Source organism: Parabacteroides goldsteinii DSM 19448 = WAL 12034, assembly GCF_000969835.1.
Classification (GTDB): domain Bacteria; phylum Bacteroidota; class Bacteroidia; order Bacteroidales; family Tannerellaceae; genus Parabacteroides; species Parabacteroides goldsteinii.
Genome location: NZ_KQ033912.1, coordinates 18,470 through 33,280 on the forward strand (window position 1 = coordinate 18,470; position 14,811 = coordinate 33,280).

At 46.2% G+C, this 14,811-nt stretch carries 9 protein-coding genes; 4 read left to right on the plus strand and 5 right to left on the minus strand.

The genetic code is table 11. The features are described 5' to 3' along the window. Nucleotides 1-267 precede the first annotated feature (267 nt). From HMPREF1535_RS00095 to HMPREF1535_RS00110, 4 genes are all read left to right on the plus strand, one after another. Nucleotides 268-873: an HU family DNA-binding protein gene (locus HMPREF1535_RS00095; protein WP_010802540.1), complete on the plus strand. Its 606-nt coding sequence runs from the start codon at nucleotides 268-270 to the stop codon at nucleotides 871-873. A gap of 91 nt (nucleotides 874-964) precedes the next feature. Then, nucleotides 965-1,198 (plus strand): DUF3791 domain-containing protein, encoded by a 234-nt coding sequence (locus tag HMPREF1535_RS00100; protein WP_007658665.1) that lies wholly within the window; start codon nucleotides 965-967, stop codon nucleotides 1,196-1,198. Next, the gene (locus HMPREF1535_RS00105; protein ID WP_007658667.1) at nucleotides 1,195-1,683 is read left to right on the plus strand and encodes a DUF3990 domain-containing protein; all 489 of its coding nucleotides are present in this window, start codon (nucleotides 1,195-1,197) and stop codon (nucleotides 1,681-1,683) included. The genes HMPREF1535_RS00100 and HMPREF1535_RS00105 overlap by 4 nt, the downstream gene beginning before the upstream one ends. Further along, nucleotides 1,680-1,898 (plus strand): hypothetical protein, encoded by a 219-nt coding sequence (locus HMPREF1535_RS00110; protein WP_007658669.1) that lies wholly within the window; start codon nucleotides 1,680-1,682, stop codon nucleotides 1,896-1,898. Before HMPREF1535_RS00105 ends, HMPREF1535_RS00110 begins: the two co-directional genes overlap by 4 nt. A gap of 144 nt (nucleotides 1,899-2,042) precedes the next feature. Here the strand turns inward: HMPREF1535_RS00110 and HMPREF1535_RS00115 are convergent, their stop codons facing one another. The 5 genes from HMPREF1535_RS00115 to HMPREF1535_RS00135 form a co-directional block, all read right to left on the minus strand. After that, entirely contained in the window at nucleotides 2,043-4,367 is a 2,325-nt protein-coding gene (locus HMPREF1535_RS00115; protein ID WP_046144956.1) for a GH92 family glycosyl hydrolase, read from the minus strand. Nucleotides 4,368-4,510: 143 nt separating this feature from the next. Further along, a complete protein-coding gene (locus HMPREF1535_RS00120; RefSeq protein WP_046144957.1) occupies nucleotides 4,511-6,799 on the minus strand; it encodes a GH92 family glycosyl hydrolase in 2,289 nt (762 codons plus the stop codon). A gap of 17 nt (nucleotides 6,800-6,816) precedes the next feature. Continuing rightward, nucleotides 6,817-9,153, minus strand: coding sequence for a GH92 family glycosyl hydrolase (locus HMPREF1535_RS00125; protein WP_007658677.1), 2,337 nt, complete (start codon nucleotides 9,151-9,153; stop codon nucleotides 6,817-6,819). Nucleotides 9,154-9,170: 17 nt separating this feature from the next. Beyond that, complete coding sequence (locus tag HMPREF1535_RS00130; RefSeq protein WP_046144958.1) at nucleotides 9,171-10,295, minus strand: basic secretory protein-like protein; 1,125 nt, start codon at nucleotides 10,293-10,295, stop codon at nucleotides 9,171-9,173. A 329-nt stretch (nucleotides 10,296-10,624) separates the two neighbouring features. Then, nucleotides 10,625-14,677, minus strand: a complete 4,053-nt coding sequence (locus HMPREF1535_RS00135; RefSeq protein WP_046144959.1) for a hybrid sensor histidine kinase/response regulator transcription factor — start codon at nucleotides 14,675-14,677, stop codon at nucleotides 10,625-10,627. Nucleotides 14,678-14,811: the final 134 nt, after the last annotated feature.

The following is a 14,811-nucleotide window of genomic DNA, read 5'->3' on the forward strand; positions in this document are numbered from 1 at the left end:
ATAAAATTATCACCGGGATAGTTTCATTTATCCCTTATATTACTTGCTTTTACCTCGGAGATGTATTATCTTTGGAAGGCAGGTAAGTTGTTGCCGACGCTGTCGGCAAAATAAATGACAGTGTCGGCAAAGTTTTCGACAGTGTCAACAATATTGCCGACAACGTCGACAACAACTTACATAAGCAGAAAAGTAAGATTCGGACGCACCTTGTCAAAGATACATCCGAGGTAATAATAATTATACCAGTATTAAAATTAAACTACCATGGGAAGAATTAAATTCGGAGTATACAAGGCACCAAACACCAGCGGCAAGGAGCAACAGTCTTGTGCCCGCCTTATATCCAAAGGCACGATGCGGATGGAAGATATTTGCGAATACCTCTCGGATTCGTGTTCGCTAACTTCGGCCGATGTGAAAGGGGCGATAGAGGCGCTGACCACCTATATCGGACGGAACTTATCGAACGGCTATTGTGTGGAACTGGAGGGATTAGGGCACTTCTCCCCTGCCCTCAAGACGTTACAGAAAACGGATGAGAAGGGCAAAACCGTCTTCTTTGCCAGGGCGGACGGAGTAAACTTCCGCTGCGCCAAACGATTGAGGGAACTGGTCAACAAGGACCGCCCACTGAAAATAAAAAGAGAGAATGTCACCTCTAATGAACTGACGGACAGGAAAAATAAGATGCTTAAATTCCTGCAAAACAATCCGTATATCAATCTGACGGATTATGCAGGAATAAACCATTGCAGCCGCTACCGGGCAACTGAAGACATGAAACTGTTTGTAAAAGACGGCATAGTGATCAAGATGGGATACAGGACGCACAGGGTTTATTCGCTGCCACCCAAAGAAGAGGAAGAATAATAAGAGTATCCAGACTACATGTGAGCATTGGGAAACTTCCGAAAAAAAGATATATCTTTGTACTTGATGTAACTTAAAAACAGCAAGGAAGATGAAAAATACAGATTCGGAGCTTAAAAACAAGATAGAATACATTATCGCCGTAATAAGCGAGTTTGCCGCAGCCCATTCGCTCAATACATCGCAGGCTTATCGCTATCTGGAAAGGTTTAAAGGCATTGACTTTGTAAACCGTTTCTACAATGTGGAACATACGCTTTCGTTTGAAGACGTAGTAGAAGACCTTACGGCCTATTGCCACAGGAAAGGAGGGGCGTTGGTATGATACTATATCACGGTTCTAATATTAATATAACAGAAATAGACCTTGGGATATCTAAGGTGGGAAAAGACTTCGGTTGCGGTTTTTACCTTTCGGCGGACAAAGCGCAGGCTCTGGAATTGGCCGAAAGAAAGACCGAGCAGTTAGGAGTAGGTACCCCAACACTAAATACATATAGATTTGATGAGAGTTGCCTTCAGAACTCCAGCTTATCAGTACTGGAGTTTCAGGAATATAGCAAGGAATGGGCTGAGTTTGTATTGATGAACCGCCGTAACCGTACACGTGTGTCATCGCACTGTTATGATATTGTAATCGGTCCCATAGCCAATGATGCGGTGGGTTATCAGATACGCCGCTTTACTTCCGGACTGATAGATATGAATAAATTCCTGGACGAACTGAAATATATGAAAGGTGTGACCATACAGTATTTCTTCGGCACGGAGAGAGCTATTAAGTATCTGACAAAAACAAATACATTATGACCAAAGAGACATTTATGATAGAGGAGATTTCTAAGGAAATCGTCTGGCTGCTGATACAAGAACACCAGATGGATATGGATGAGGCACTCCGCGCACTCTATACTTCAGATACATACGCACGGCTTATCAACCTTAACACGGGACTCTACAGCCAAAGTACGGCTTATGTATATGAGTATCTTGAAAGAGAATTGGCTACAGGAAAAGTAGCCTGATTACCATCTCTTTCCCGTATAGGAAGGTCATAATAAAGAGGCGTGTGGTATTCCCATATCACACGCCCCAGCCCCTCACCTAAAGGGGAAAAAACTCTCTCATCGTTAATTGAAATAATATGTGTATATTGAAAAACCATCTGCTTAGTTGTCGGCAGGCTTTTGGTAAAGCATTGTCTTACCGGGCAATGACAGGGAAGCCGGACAGGCATCTGCCGACACTGCACGTTTGAAGGCCGGCTTGTCACTCATCACAAAATGCAGGGATATACCGGATTTCACGTCATCGTATGTCAGGTAAGATTTGTTGTATTTCTTGCCGTTTACATACATTTCTTTAATGTAGACATTCTCCTTCGACCAGTTCTCGGTCGTCATCTTTATCTCTTTACCGTTGCTCATCGTGATAGATAATGCCTCGACACAAGGGGAACCTACATTATATATATTACTGGAAGGAGCGACAGGATAGAAACCGGCACAGTTGAACATGTACCAGGCCGACATCTGCCCGCAGTCGTCATTACCGCTCAGCGAACCGGGTTCGTTGCCGTAAAAACGGTCTACAATCTCACGTATCCATTTCTGGCATTTCCACGGCTTGCCCAGGTAATTATACAGATAAGCGACATGATGGCAAGGCTCGTTGCCGTGCCAGTAACCCCCGATACGTCCCTGGATATCGTGGGCGCCCGGGATATCGTCCGGCAACTCGACAGTAAAGAGTTCGTCCAGCCGTTTCTCGAACAGTTTCTTTCCCGCCAGGTTGATATATCCCTGTACGTCGTGCGGAACGGTCCAGGTATACTGCATCGTAAAGCCCTCGGTGATATCTCCCCAGCCATTTACCGAACCCGGTCCCTGATAAGCGATCGGGGCAAACGGGGTGCGCCAGTTACCCTGGCTGTCTCGGCCACGCATGTATTTGGTTTCCGGATCAATCAAAGTCTGGTAAGAGAGGGAACGGTTCAGGAAATAGGTATAATCGTCCGTCTTTCCCAAAGTCTGGGCAGCACGGGCAATGCAATAATCGTCGTAGGCATACTCCAAAGTTTTGGAAACCGACTCGGCTTCTTTGTCGAAAGGAACATAACCGTTACGATCGTAATCCGGCAGACAATCGTAATGCTTATTCATTGCGGTTGTTTTCATGGCTTCGTATGCCCGTTCGTAATCAAATCCTTTGACACCTTTAACGATCATATCGGCCAGGACGGATACGGCATGGTAACCGATCATACACCAGGTTTCGTTGCCATAGAACGACCAGATCGGAAGCATTCGCTCCGTGCTCTTATCGTAATGGGCAAGCATGGAATTGGCGATATCGGCGTTCACGTCCTGATGCACCAGGTTAAACCAGGGATGCAGGGCGCGATAGGTGTCCCACAAAGAGAAAGTAGTATAATTCGTAAAGCCTTTGGCCTGTTCGATATTCTTGTCCAAGCCTCTGAAACGACCGTCGGCATCCTGGAAGATGAACGGATGCAAAGCGGCATGATAAGCAGACGTATAAAAGGTCTCTTTTGTCTTCCGGTCGGCTGTCACACGGTACTTTTCCAGTTCCTGTTCCCATAAGTCGATACCTTTTTCTTTCAGGCCGTCGAAGGTCATGCCGTCCAGTTCCTGCATATTCAGTTGTGCCCCGGCTGTACTGACTGCCGATACGGAAGTTTTTACAATCACTTCTTCCCCCTCTTCCGTAGCAAAGGAAAGGCAAGCCATCAGGTTCTTTCCCCAGGCTTCGTTCGTGCTTCTGAAACGGGAAGTGTTGTAAATGACCGGCTTCTTATCCTGCATGATGCGGAAATCTTTCAGCTTTTTGGAGAAGACGGCGGTGAAATAGACATGGCGTTCCGGTCCCCAGCCTTTCACCAACTTATAGCCGGTCAAGGTCGAATCGTTCTCCATACGGAGATTCGACCATTCACAGGATTGCCATAAGGTATGATTCAGGTCGATCATAATGAAAGACTTATCCGATTTGGGATAGGTGAAGCGGAACATTCCGCTACGCAGTCCGGCCGTCATTTCGGCTTTGACACCATAATCCTGCAACAGGACGGCATAGTAATTGGGAGAAGTCCACTCCTGGTCATGGGTATAGCGTGAACGGTAACCTTCATCGGGATTTTCGCGGGTTCCCGGATCGAGTTTCATTTCGCCGGTGCCGGGGATAAACAGGAAATCACCCAGGTCGGGGATGCCTGTACCGCTCAGGTGCGTCAGACTGAATCCGAGGATGGAAGTATGGTTGTATTTATAACCGGCTGCCGCATCGTAGTATTTGGAGTCTGTATCCGGACTGATCTGGATACCACCGAACGGGATTTGTGCACCGGGATAGACATTCCCGTATCCGTCTGTTCCGACCAGGGGTCTGACGTAGTCGGTCAGTTTCTCGTTTTGGGCCATGCCTGTCAGGGCAAAACAAGACATGGCTAATAATGTATAAACTCGTAGTTTCATATTTTATCAGATATGAGCTATCTTGTCCCCGTGCTTGACACGGGGCCGCAGAAGAACAGGCAGTATCAAAAGATACATATAGGATACGGTTTGTGCTTTTGCGATCCCGTGTCGAGCACGGGAACGGGATAGTTCAAATATTTCTAGTTTTTTATCTCTTTAGAGAATGAATAAGGTGCATCCTTTTCCTCTGTGCCACGGGTTTTGTTGGGGGTGGCGGACATGGTGCAGTTGATCGTCATACCACGCAACAGGTCTTCGTGTGTCAGGTAGTTGCGGGTGTAATTCTTGCCGTTTACCTTCATGGTCGAGATGTAACGGTTCGCTGCATCATTGTTATTGGCATTGATCACTACCTTCTTGCCGTTTTCCAGATTCAGCGTCACGCTTTTGAATAATGGAGAGCCTAGGATATACTGGTCAGTTCCCGGGCAGACCGGATAGAAGCCGAGTGCAGAGAACACATACCAGGCAGAAGTCTGTCCGTTATCCTCGTCACCGCAATAGCCGTCGGGAGTGGCGAAGTACAGCTTGTCCATCACTTCGCGTACCCAATACTGCGCTTTCCAGGGTTCACCGGAGTAGTTATAGAGATAGATCATATGCTGAATCGGTTGGTTACCGTGAGCATAATTACCCATATTCATGATCTGCATTTCGCGTATCTCATGGATTACACCACCATAATAACTGTCATCGAACAAAGGCGGCACATTGAATACGGAATCCATCATTGCGTTGAAACCGGACTTCCCTCCCATCAGGTCGATCAATCCCTGTGGGTCATGGAAGACAGACCAGGTATAATGCCAGCTATTTCCTTCCGTAAAGGCATCCCCCCATTTCAGCGGGTTGAACGGAGACTGGAATGTACCGTCTTCATTACGACCACGCATCAGCTTGGTTTCCTTATCGAACAGGTTCTTATAGTTCATGGCATGTTTGGCAAAAACGGCTATTTCCGATTCCGGTTTACCCAATGCTTTTCCCAGTTTATAGATGGCCCAGTCATCGTAAGCATATTCTAATGTACGGGCGGCACTTTCGTTGATCTTCACATCATAAGGCACGTACCCCAACTTATTATAATAGTCGTAACCCAGACGGCCAGTCGATTTCACCTTCGGATGAACATTGTTCGCTCCGTGTACGACAGCCTCCCAAAGGGTTTCTATATCGTAACCGCGCAAACCTTTCAGATAAGCATCGGCAACAACCGAAGCCGAATTATTCCCTACCATACAGCCACGATGACCGGGACTCGCCCATTCCGGCAGGAATCCGCTTTCCTTATACGTATTCACCAAACCTTCCTGCATCTTCACATTCATCGACGGATACACCAGGTTCAAGAACGGGAACAGGCAACGGAAAGTATCCCAGAAACCGGTATCGGTAAACATATAACCCGGCAATACTTCCCCGTTGTACGGACTATAGTGCACGATATTCCCATTGGCATCCACTTCGTAGAAGCTACGCGGGAAAAGGACGGAACGATACAGACAGGAATAGAAAGTACGCAGTTTGTCTACATTATCGTCATTCACCCGGATACGTCCCAACACTTCGTTCCAAGTCTTACGACCGGCATCCGCTATTTCATCAAAAGACCGTCCGCCCAACTCTTTCAGATTCAACTCAGCCTGTTCGGGACTGATAAAAGAAGAAGCGACACGGGCATGCACAACTTCCCCGCGACGGGTTGAGAAACCGATGATGGCACCGGTATGGTTTTCCTGTGCTTCCGTTTCACCCTTGCGGATTTCGCTGTCACCGACCGTTGCCTTATAAGTAAAAGGCTTATCGAACACGACAACAAAGTAGTTCTTGAAATTCTCGGGAACACCTCCGCTGTTACGGGTGGTATAACCGATGATCTTATTTTCCTCGGGAATAATCTTGATATAAGAACCACGGTCGAAAGCATCGACAATCACATACGACTTATCCGTTTCGGGAAAAGTAAAACGGAACATGGCGGCACGTTCTGTCGGCGTGATTTCCGTTACCACATCATGATCGGCCAGGTAAACACGGTAATAATTCGGTTTGGCCACTTCCGCCTTATGGGAAAACCAGCTGGCACGCTTATCCTGATCGAACACCACCTTACCGGTTATCGGCATGATGGCAAACTGACCGTAATCGTTTATCCAGGGACTGGGCTGGTGTGTCTGCTTGAAACCCCGTATCTTGTCGGCATCATAGGTATAGGCCCAGCCGTCTCCCATCTTTCCGGTTTGAGGCATCCAGAAATTCATACCCCACGGCATTGCAATCGCCGGATAGGTATTTCCTGTGGACAAGGATATTTTCGACTGGGAGCCGACCAGGGGATTCACGTAATCCACCAGTTCGGTCTTATCCGCAGCCTTCATCGTGAAAAGACTGCTGCAAAAGGCAATAGCCAGAATAAATAACTTCTTCATGGAATATAGAATAATGATTAGTTAGCAGATAACGAATAGGGTTTGTCGTCCCCGGTAAATACACGCTTCTTATTCGGTGAAGAGGTCATTTCAAAAGTCAGCTCTCCCCCATTCATAATATCTTGTTGCGTGATATAGGCTTTTGTATACGGTTTGCCGTTCAGACGGACAGATTTGACATAGCGGTTCTTGTCGCTGACCTTATCCGCCCTGACTTCAAAAGTCTTCCCGTTTTCAAGCGATACCTTCATATAAGGCAGGTAGGGAGCACCCAACACATATTGGTCGGTTCCCGGACAAACGGGATAGAATCCCATAGCCGACAGGATATACCAGGCCGACATCTGGCCGCAATCGTCGTTACCGCACAGGCCGTCGATATTATTACGGTACATCTTGTTCATGATTTCACGCTGCCAGTATTGGGTTTTCCAAGGTTGGGTAGTCCAGACATACAGGAACGGGATATGGTGGCTCGGTTCGTTGCCATGCACATAGCCGCCTAAAAGTCCTTCTTTGGTAACATCTTCCGTTTCGGCAAAGAACTCGTCCGGCAGATGCATCGTGAACAGCGAGTCGAGTTTGGAAATGAAAGACTTGTCGCCTCCCATCAATTGAATCATATTGTTTACGTCCTGAGGGACATAGAAAGAATAGTTCAGGGCATTTCCTTCGATAAACCCTTCACCATGCGTACTCAACAGACTGAAGTTTTCTTTCCAGCGTCCGTCCGAATAACGGGGACGGGCGTAACCGATACTTGTGTCGAACACATTGATATAGTTGGCCGCCCGTTTTTTATATTGGTTTGCCACCCGGTCGTTTCCTGCCAGACGGGCGGTATTATAAATCGTCCAGTCATCGTAAGCATATTCCAGCGTTAAGGAACCGGCACTTCCGTTATGATCGAGTGCAACATATCCTTTTTCCATATATTCCTTCGTTCCGTCATAATAAGGAATGGTAGAACTGCTGACCATCGCTTGCAGGACTTCCTCCTTATCCAGTGGTAATCCTTTTGCCACGGCATCCGCCAGTACGGATACGGAATGATAACCGATCATACACCAGTTTTCATTTGCCATATGGCTCCATACCGGTAACGCTTTATGTACGCTTTGTTCGCAGTGTTTCAGCATGGAGCGGGCAATATCGGTATTTACCTGGCGGTTGATGATATTGAATAACGGATGCAAGGCACGGTAAGTATCCCAGACAGAGAAGACCGTATAGTTTGTAAAATCGTCGGCCTTGTGAATATTTCCGTCCAAACCGCGGTACTGCCCGTCGACATCGGTATAGACACACGGATTAATCATGGTATGATACAAAGAGGTATAAAGCATAGACAGCTGGTCGTTGTTACCTTTTGCCTCTATGCTGGAAAGTTCCTTGTTCCAGGTATCCGAAGCCTTTGCCGCCAATTGGTCAAAGCTGTAACCGGATGCTTCCGCACGAAGATTCTTCAGGGCACCGTCGGTACTCACACCGGAAAGGGCTACCTTGACTTCTAATTCTTTGGAGGTTGCCGGATCGAAATCGAAATAGGCTACGATCTTCCGTCCGCCGATATCCGGGAAATTCTCTTTCATATTGAATTTGCCGTAACCGCCACGGTAATTCACTTTCGCCTTTTCCTCGCAACCATAATGAATGACAGGTTTGGAGAAAGACATCGCAAAATAGGTGTAATTGGTCCGTGCCCATCCGTTTGTTATGCGATAACCGGTAACCAACGTATCATTCTCTACGCGGATATTTGTCCACAGGACTTTTCCGTCGTAATTGTAAATACCATGAATCATATCGAGAATAATACGCTGGTTTCCGCCATCGCCGGAAAAAGTATATTTATGAACTCCCACCCGTTTGGTGGTCGTCAGTTGCGCTTTTACGCCATAATCGGACAACATGACTTCGTAATAGCCGGGACGGGATATCTCCGTGTCGTGCGAGAAACGGGAACGGTAACCGCCATCCGGATCGGTCGCTGTTCCGGGATTCAGTTTCAGGCAGCCGGTGGCCGGCATGATCAGTATGTCCCCCAGGTCGGAATGACCGGTTCCGCTGAAATGCGTATGACTGAAACCGACGATACTGCTGTCCTTATGCTGGTATCCGGCACAATATTCATAGGAACGGGGTTGATACTTGCCATCGACATTATGCGGGATCGTGTCGGTATCCGGACTTAGCTGCACCAGTCCGAACGGCACGCAAGCCCCCGGAAACGTATGCCCCATCCCGTTTGTTCCGATGATCGGATTGACAAAGGATACTTTCTCCTGTGCCCACAGCGTTCCACCTGCCAGCGCAGCAGACAGAAATAAGGCTAAACATCTTACAGATTTCATAGGTATGTAGTATTTATTTATTCTTTTGTCAGAAACGCCTGGTATTCATTCCACATGCTTTCAATACCGGATTCTTCGCCGAAAATACACTTGATCGCCTTGTCGAAACTCCATACATCCAGGTCGCGGACGGTCAGATGGAATTTACGTATGGCATCCGGGTCTTTTGTTTTCAGCCACTGGATAAAGAAACCGGTCGTACGGTAACCATCCATCCAGTTACCCCCCGGCTTACGGGTACTCATATCGAAAAACCCGGACTCTGCCCGCACGGCATCCGCCATTCCTTCTATACAGGCCCAAAATTCTTTATTCGTCGAGTATGAACCAATCCCTTTCGGTTCGAACTGGTACGCATGGACCAGCTCATGATATAAGACACCGCGTGTTTCAAAGTCGAGCTTGTAAAGCGATTCGTTCGCCGACTTCTCGATATGGCGGGTACTGTATTCGATATAAATAGCCGGAGGATTCCCGGATTTGGCAGAAACGCCATCATAATCCTTCAATGTATAATGAATGGTCTGAACATCATTCATAGTATCTTTTGCCGTATAGAAAAGGATTTCCGCCACTTTGCGGGCGTGGTATTTCAGGTAGGTATCCGGGTCTTGTACAAGGTCTGCATAAATAACTGCACCTTTTGTTTCCGGAGCCAGTACTTCAAAGTCTACTGCGGGATATCTGAAATCTTCCCAGTCTGTAACCAGGTTCTTTTCGGAAAACAAGACATCACCGATCACCAGCGTATCGCTGCCTGCCGTTTCGGCTTCCAGCATATATTGTTTATAATTGGAAGGATTGGTTATCGGACAAAGGATTTCCTGGTAACGTGAACAGAAGCGCTGGTCATTCCGTTCGTCTACCACCACCCAGTTCTTTCCGTCGTAGGAGCCTTTCAGTACCCAGCTTGCCGGGTCATGTACAGGTGATTCGCCTGATGAATAGATTTTATAACTTTGGATAGGAATACTGTATTGAGGATCAAAAACAATCCGATTCAGTTTCCGGGTTCCTGTATAACAAGTTGTCGGGTCCCCATCCGACAATTCAGGTACATTCACCGAAACATTTTCCCGACATGCTGAAAGCAAAAAACTACCAACTACAATTACAAATATATTAATGCAACACAACTTCATAAAATTAAAACAATAAAGTATTCACTATCCAAAGTATAAAACAACTCCCTGATACACTCCCGCCTCAAATGCCAATCAAGCGAAGTGTTTCTATTCATTGCTCAAATCATTCTGTATTCATATTAAAAAGCATTATCGGGTTTCACAAATCTGAATGCAATATTACCGGATTGTTCTTTTCCCGCATTACTACTGGAATACCAAAAGAGTGTCACAATATGCACCCGGCACATTATGACACTCTTTTGGCAAATCAGGACACTCACGGGATAATGGTTGAAATCAGTACTTTCCACCGGAAGTTTTACATATTCCTGTCGGAATCGCTTTTATCTCCCCGGAAGTTTTACTTTTTGCTTATTGCGGTACTCGGTAGGCGTCTGATTATATTTGGCAGCAAATTCCCGGTAGAAATAAGACCTGTTCGAAATGCCGACTTTATAGATAATTTCCTGTACGCTCAGATTAGTCGTCACCAATAACTGCGCAGCATAATTAAACCGGTAATCCTTGATAAAATCGGAAGGAGTGAGCGGAGATATCTTCTTGAAACGGCGGTAAAGCGACCGGGTATTCATGCCCATCTTTTCGGCTATCAGCTCCAGGCGCAGGGTTTCCTTATCGAGATTTTCCCGGATAATGGCAGTTACGGCATCCATAAATTCTTTATCTTCCTGATGAATCAGCTGTCCGCCGGATTGTTCGTAGGCGCTCTCCGGTGAATAGTAATAATCTTTCAGTTCTTTTTTACTCGTCATCAGCCGGTTGACTACGGAGCGGAGCACCACTGCAGAAAACGGCTTGGTCAGGTAGGCATCTGCCCCCAGGTCGAGCCCTTCCGCCTGGTCGTGTTCCGATATTCTGGCAGAAACGACTATCAACGGAATATGGCGGGTAAACTTATCCGATTTCACACGGCTGATCAATTCCATCCCGTCGATCTCCGGCATCATAATATCCGTAATAATCAGGGCCGGCGTTTGTTTTTCCATCAAACGGATCGCCTCTTCCACACCGTAAGCCTCCACTATCGTATAAGCCTCAGATAAAGATTCCTTAATCAACCAGACAATATCCTTATGATCGTCCACCACCAGGACACAGGGTTTATTCTCCGGAGAAACAATTCCCGGCAATCCGGTTTCATCGATGGGAGACGAAAGGACAGGCACCGTTTCCGGTTCCTCATTTTCCGGTTCGGCTTCCTCCTCCTCGGCTTCCAGGTGTGGCAAGCGGACAATAAATTCGGCAAACCGGCCTTCTTCACTTTTCACCTCTATCGTGCCATGCAGGGATTGTACAATACTATGGCAGATAAACAATCCCAGTCCGTTCCTCGATGTTGTTTGCGTATAATTGTTTCCCTCCAGGTCGCCCAATATACGGTAACGGTCAAAAATAGTCTTCAGGTCTGTTTCGGATATTCCTTTGCCCGAATTATAGACACGGATTATCAAGGACTTATTTTCCGCAGTAGCCGAAATACGTATTTCTCCGGCTTCATCCGAGTATTTAAAAGCGTTGGAAATCAGATTGACCAATATCTTCTTTAATCCGGTAGGGTCTGTATTCCAGTAAAGCTGATCCGGAAGAGACAACACGAATTTTATCCCATTCTGCTCGGCAATAGGGGTAAATGACTCGTATTGCCTGCGGATAATATCCGGGACAGAGATGCGCCTGATACTGAAATAATTCAGCCCGGCCTCTTCTATCTTACGGAAATCCAGGATTTCCTGAATCAGTTCATTCAAGCTCGCTACGTTATCCCTCAATATGCGGATATACCTTTTCAGTTTGTTGTCGGAAGTATTTTCGGCATAGGTTTGAATATAGTCCCCTACTCCGTTGATTAAAGTCAGCGGGGTACAAAGTTCGTGGGTGATATTGGCAAAGAAGTTCAGTTTGGCTTCGTACAGCTTTTCTTTCTGTTCTTCATGGATTTTACGGGCCACCTGTTGTTGTTTTTCAGCGATACGCCGGTTGATCCAATAAACCAGCACGCCTGCAAAGAGGATGGCCAGAAAAATATAGACCGCTATCGCCCAGGTACTGAGATACCAGGGAGGAAGTATTTTCAACGGTAAAAGATATTCCCGCGCATTAGAATCGTAAACATCGTTTTTATAACGGACTTTCAGGGTATAGTTTCCGTAAGGCAGCTTGGTAAACGATATTTCATTGCTCTTTTGTAATTCCGTCCAGGCCGTATTATAATCTTGCAACAGATAAGAATATTCATAATTGTCACCATGGATATAGTCGGTGGCAACAAATGAAATGGTAAAAGTCGAAACGTCCGGAGGAATTGTTACAGGGCCGGGATTCGCATCCGCATAATCGTAAAGACTGATGGTTTCGTCTCCCATCTTCAACTCAAAGAAATGCAGGTCGGGACTATAGCTTTCCTGCCGGTCGTTTTGCGGGTCGATCCATACCAGCCCATCGACGCCCCCGAAAAACAGACGTCCGGTATAAGGGCATTTCCAGTAAGCGTCGTCGGAAAACTCCGTAACCATCAGTTCCTGGCTCCCATAATTATGGAAAAAGTTATTATGCGGGTTATATTTGGTTAGTCCCTTATTGGAGCTCAACCAGATACATTTATCTTTGTCCTCCAGTATGCCATGAATCATATCGTTGCTGATGCCGTCACTCCTGTCGTACTGCCAAAATTCACACGTCCCCGCCTGATCGCATTTCATCCGCGTCATGCCGGAACTGGCTCCCAGGTAAAAGGTCGAATCGCTGCTATAACACAGACTAAGGACATCACCGATCGCCTGGTTAGCCGAATTGTTCATCGACATAAAATCATACTGCCTCGTGAGCAGGTCGAAACGTGCCATCCCATATCCTCCGCGGCTTCCCAGATACAGGGTGGATTTTCCGTCATAATACATGGAATAAAATTCGTTACATATCTTTCCGTCCTTTTCCAGCAGGTAAGACTGAAGATACTTAACCGTCAGACCGGATTTATCCCGTTCCAGAACAACCTCGATCAACCCGTCGCCCGTCGTTGCCATCCAAAGCGTCGAATCGTTTATCTCACAGATAGAATGAACATATCTTATCCGGGTATCTATCTTGCTGGGAAGCGTATGGACTTTCTCATCCTCATAAGAATAATAAGAAAGGCCGGGGCCGTCTGTACCAATCCACACCAGGGGATGATACAGGCTTTTGAAAAAGCAATAGACCCGGTTGTTGGACAGGCCGTCTGCCGTTGTATAACGGGCGATCCGGTCTAGCGGGATCTCCCCTTTTGCATAGGAATCATACTCTTTTATACGAACAAAGCCATCCCCTTTCGTTCCGAACCATAGTGTCTTATCTTCATCCGTATAAACGGAACGAACCGGATTGAGCATTACAAAAGGTAAATCTTCCAACGCCAATCCGTCAAAACGTTCATATTTATCGTACAACATTCTGAGTCCCTGCCCATCCGTACCAATCCAGAGTATTTGTTGTTTCTTGTCTTTAAACATACTAAAGACACCGATATTCAGATCGATAGCTTCTTCCGGTTTATCAGGATCAAGCAACAGGCCGTTCCTAAACACCAGATACAGTTTCGACTGAAAAGAGACTACACGGGCTACCTTACCATATTTTTCCATCCATCCGGAAAGATCAGACAAATATGTTTCTTTGTTCTCCTCCGTCCGGTACCGGTACAGTTTATTATCGGCATCGACATAATAAAGAACGCCCTCTTCATAAAAAGCCTGTTCTATCGGTTTATCATGTATCTTGTTTTCCTTTGTTTTTATCGTTAAAGGCAGTTTCGAATAATCCTGAATGAGTTGCTTCAAAACCCCGTCTGACGAGAGAAGATAAAAACGGCCTTGCTCGCCTACAAATAATAACCTTGCTGTTTCCGGTGTTATGTCCCGCGTATAAATGTCCTGAAAGGAAGCTGTACGGGAAGTATGGCAGGATATAAAATTCTTCCGGCTGACAACCAGGGTATTTTCTAAAGAATCCGTTGCTATAAGAAGACATTCGGGATATTCAGGATATGACTCGGTCACTTTACGGTCTTTCAGCGAAAACCGGTTCAGTCCCATCGAGGTAGACACCCAGAGATACCCGGGACCGCCATCTGAGATTTTATTGATAATGTTACTGCAAAGGGTATTCTTATTATCCGGTTCAAAACGATAGACATAGGTATTTCTCCCGTTGAACAGGTTCAGGCCATCGTAAGTTCCGATCCACATATAACCGCGATCATCCTGATATATATCGATAATTGCATTATTCGACAGGTCGATATTTGCTTTATGCAGCGAAACCGCCGCCTCCCCGCCTGGTAAAGCACAAAGCAAAAACAAGCAGAGTATCATCAATTTCATACATAAAAGCCGTAGCATTGTCCGTTTGTTATTATTGGTCCGAATCATAGTATTAATATTTGTAGAATAATCTCCCGATAACTGCCGGTAAACCCCGGTATATCGATCAGGCAACAAATATAATCCATCTTTTCGGTAATATTAGAACTTTT

What these genes read in the sequence shown, in the direction of transcription:
- HMPREF1535_RS00105 (WP_007658667.1), top strand. Translation starts at nt 1,195, where the DNA reads ATGATACTATATCACGGTTCTAATATTAATATAACAGAAATAGACCTT.
- HMPREF1535_RS00110 (WP_007658669.1), top strand. Translation starts at nt 1,680, where the DNA reads ATGACCAAAGAGACATTTATGATAGAGGAGATTTCTAAGGAAATCGTC.
- HMPREF1535_RS00115 (WP_046144956.1), bottom strand. Translation starts at nt 4,367, where the DNA reads ATGAAACTACGAGTTTATACATTATTAGCCATGTCTTGTTTTGCCCTG.
- HMPREF1535_RS00125 (WP_007658677.1), bottom strand. Translation starts at nt 9,153, where the DNA reads ATGAAATCTGTAAGATGTTTAGCCTTATTTCTGTCTGCTGCGCTGGCA.
- HMPREF1535_RS00130 (WP_046144958.1), bottom strand. Translation starts at nt 10,295, where the DNA reads ATGAAGTTGTGTTGCATTAATATATTTGTAATTGTAGTTGGTAGTTTT.
- HMPREF1535_RS00100 (WP_007658665.1), top strand. Translation starts at nt 965, where the DNA reads ATGAAAAATACAGATTCGGAGCTTAAAAACAAGATAGAATACATTATC.
- HMPREF1535_RS00095 (WP_010802540.1), top strand. Translation starts at nt 268, where the DNA reads ATGGGAAGAATTAAATTCGGAGTATACAAGGCACCAAACACCAGCGGC.
- HMPREF1535_RS00120 (WP_046144957.1), bottom strand. Translation starts at nt 6,799, where the DNA reads ATGAAGAAGTTATTTATTCTGGCTATTGCCTTTTGCAGCAGTCTTTTC.
- HMPREF1535_RS00135 (WP_046144959.1), bottom strand. Translation starts at nt 14,677, where the DNA reads ATGCTACGGCTTTTATGTATGAAATTGATGATACTCTGCTTGTTTTTG.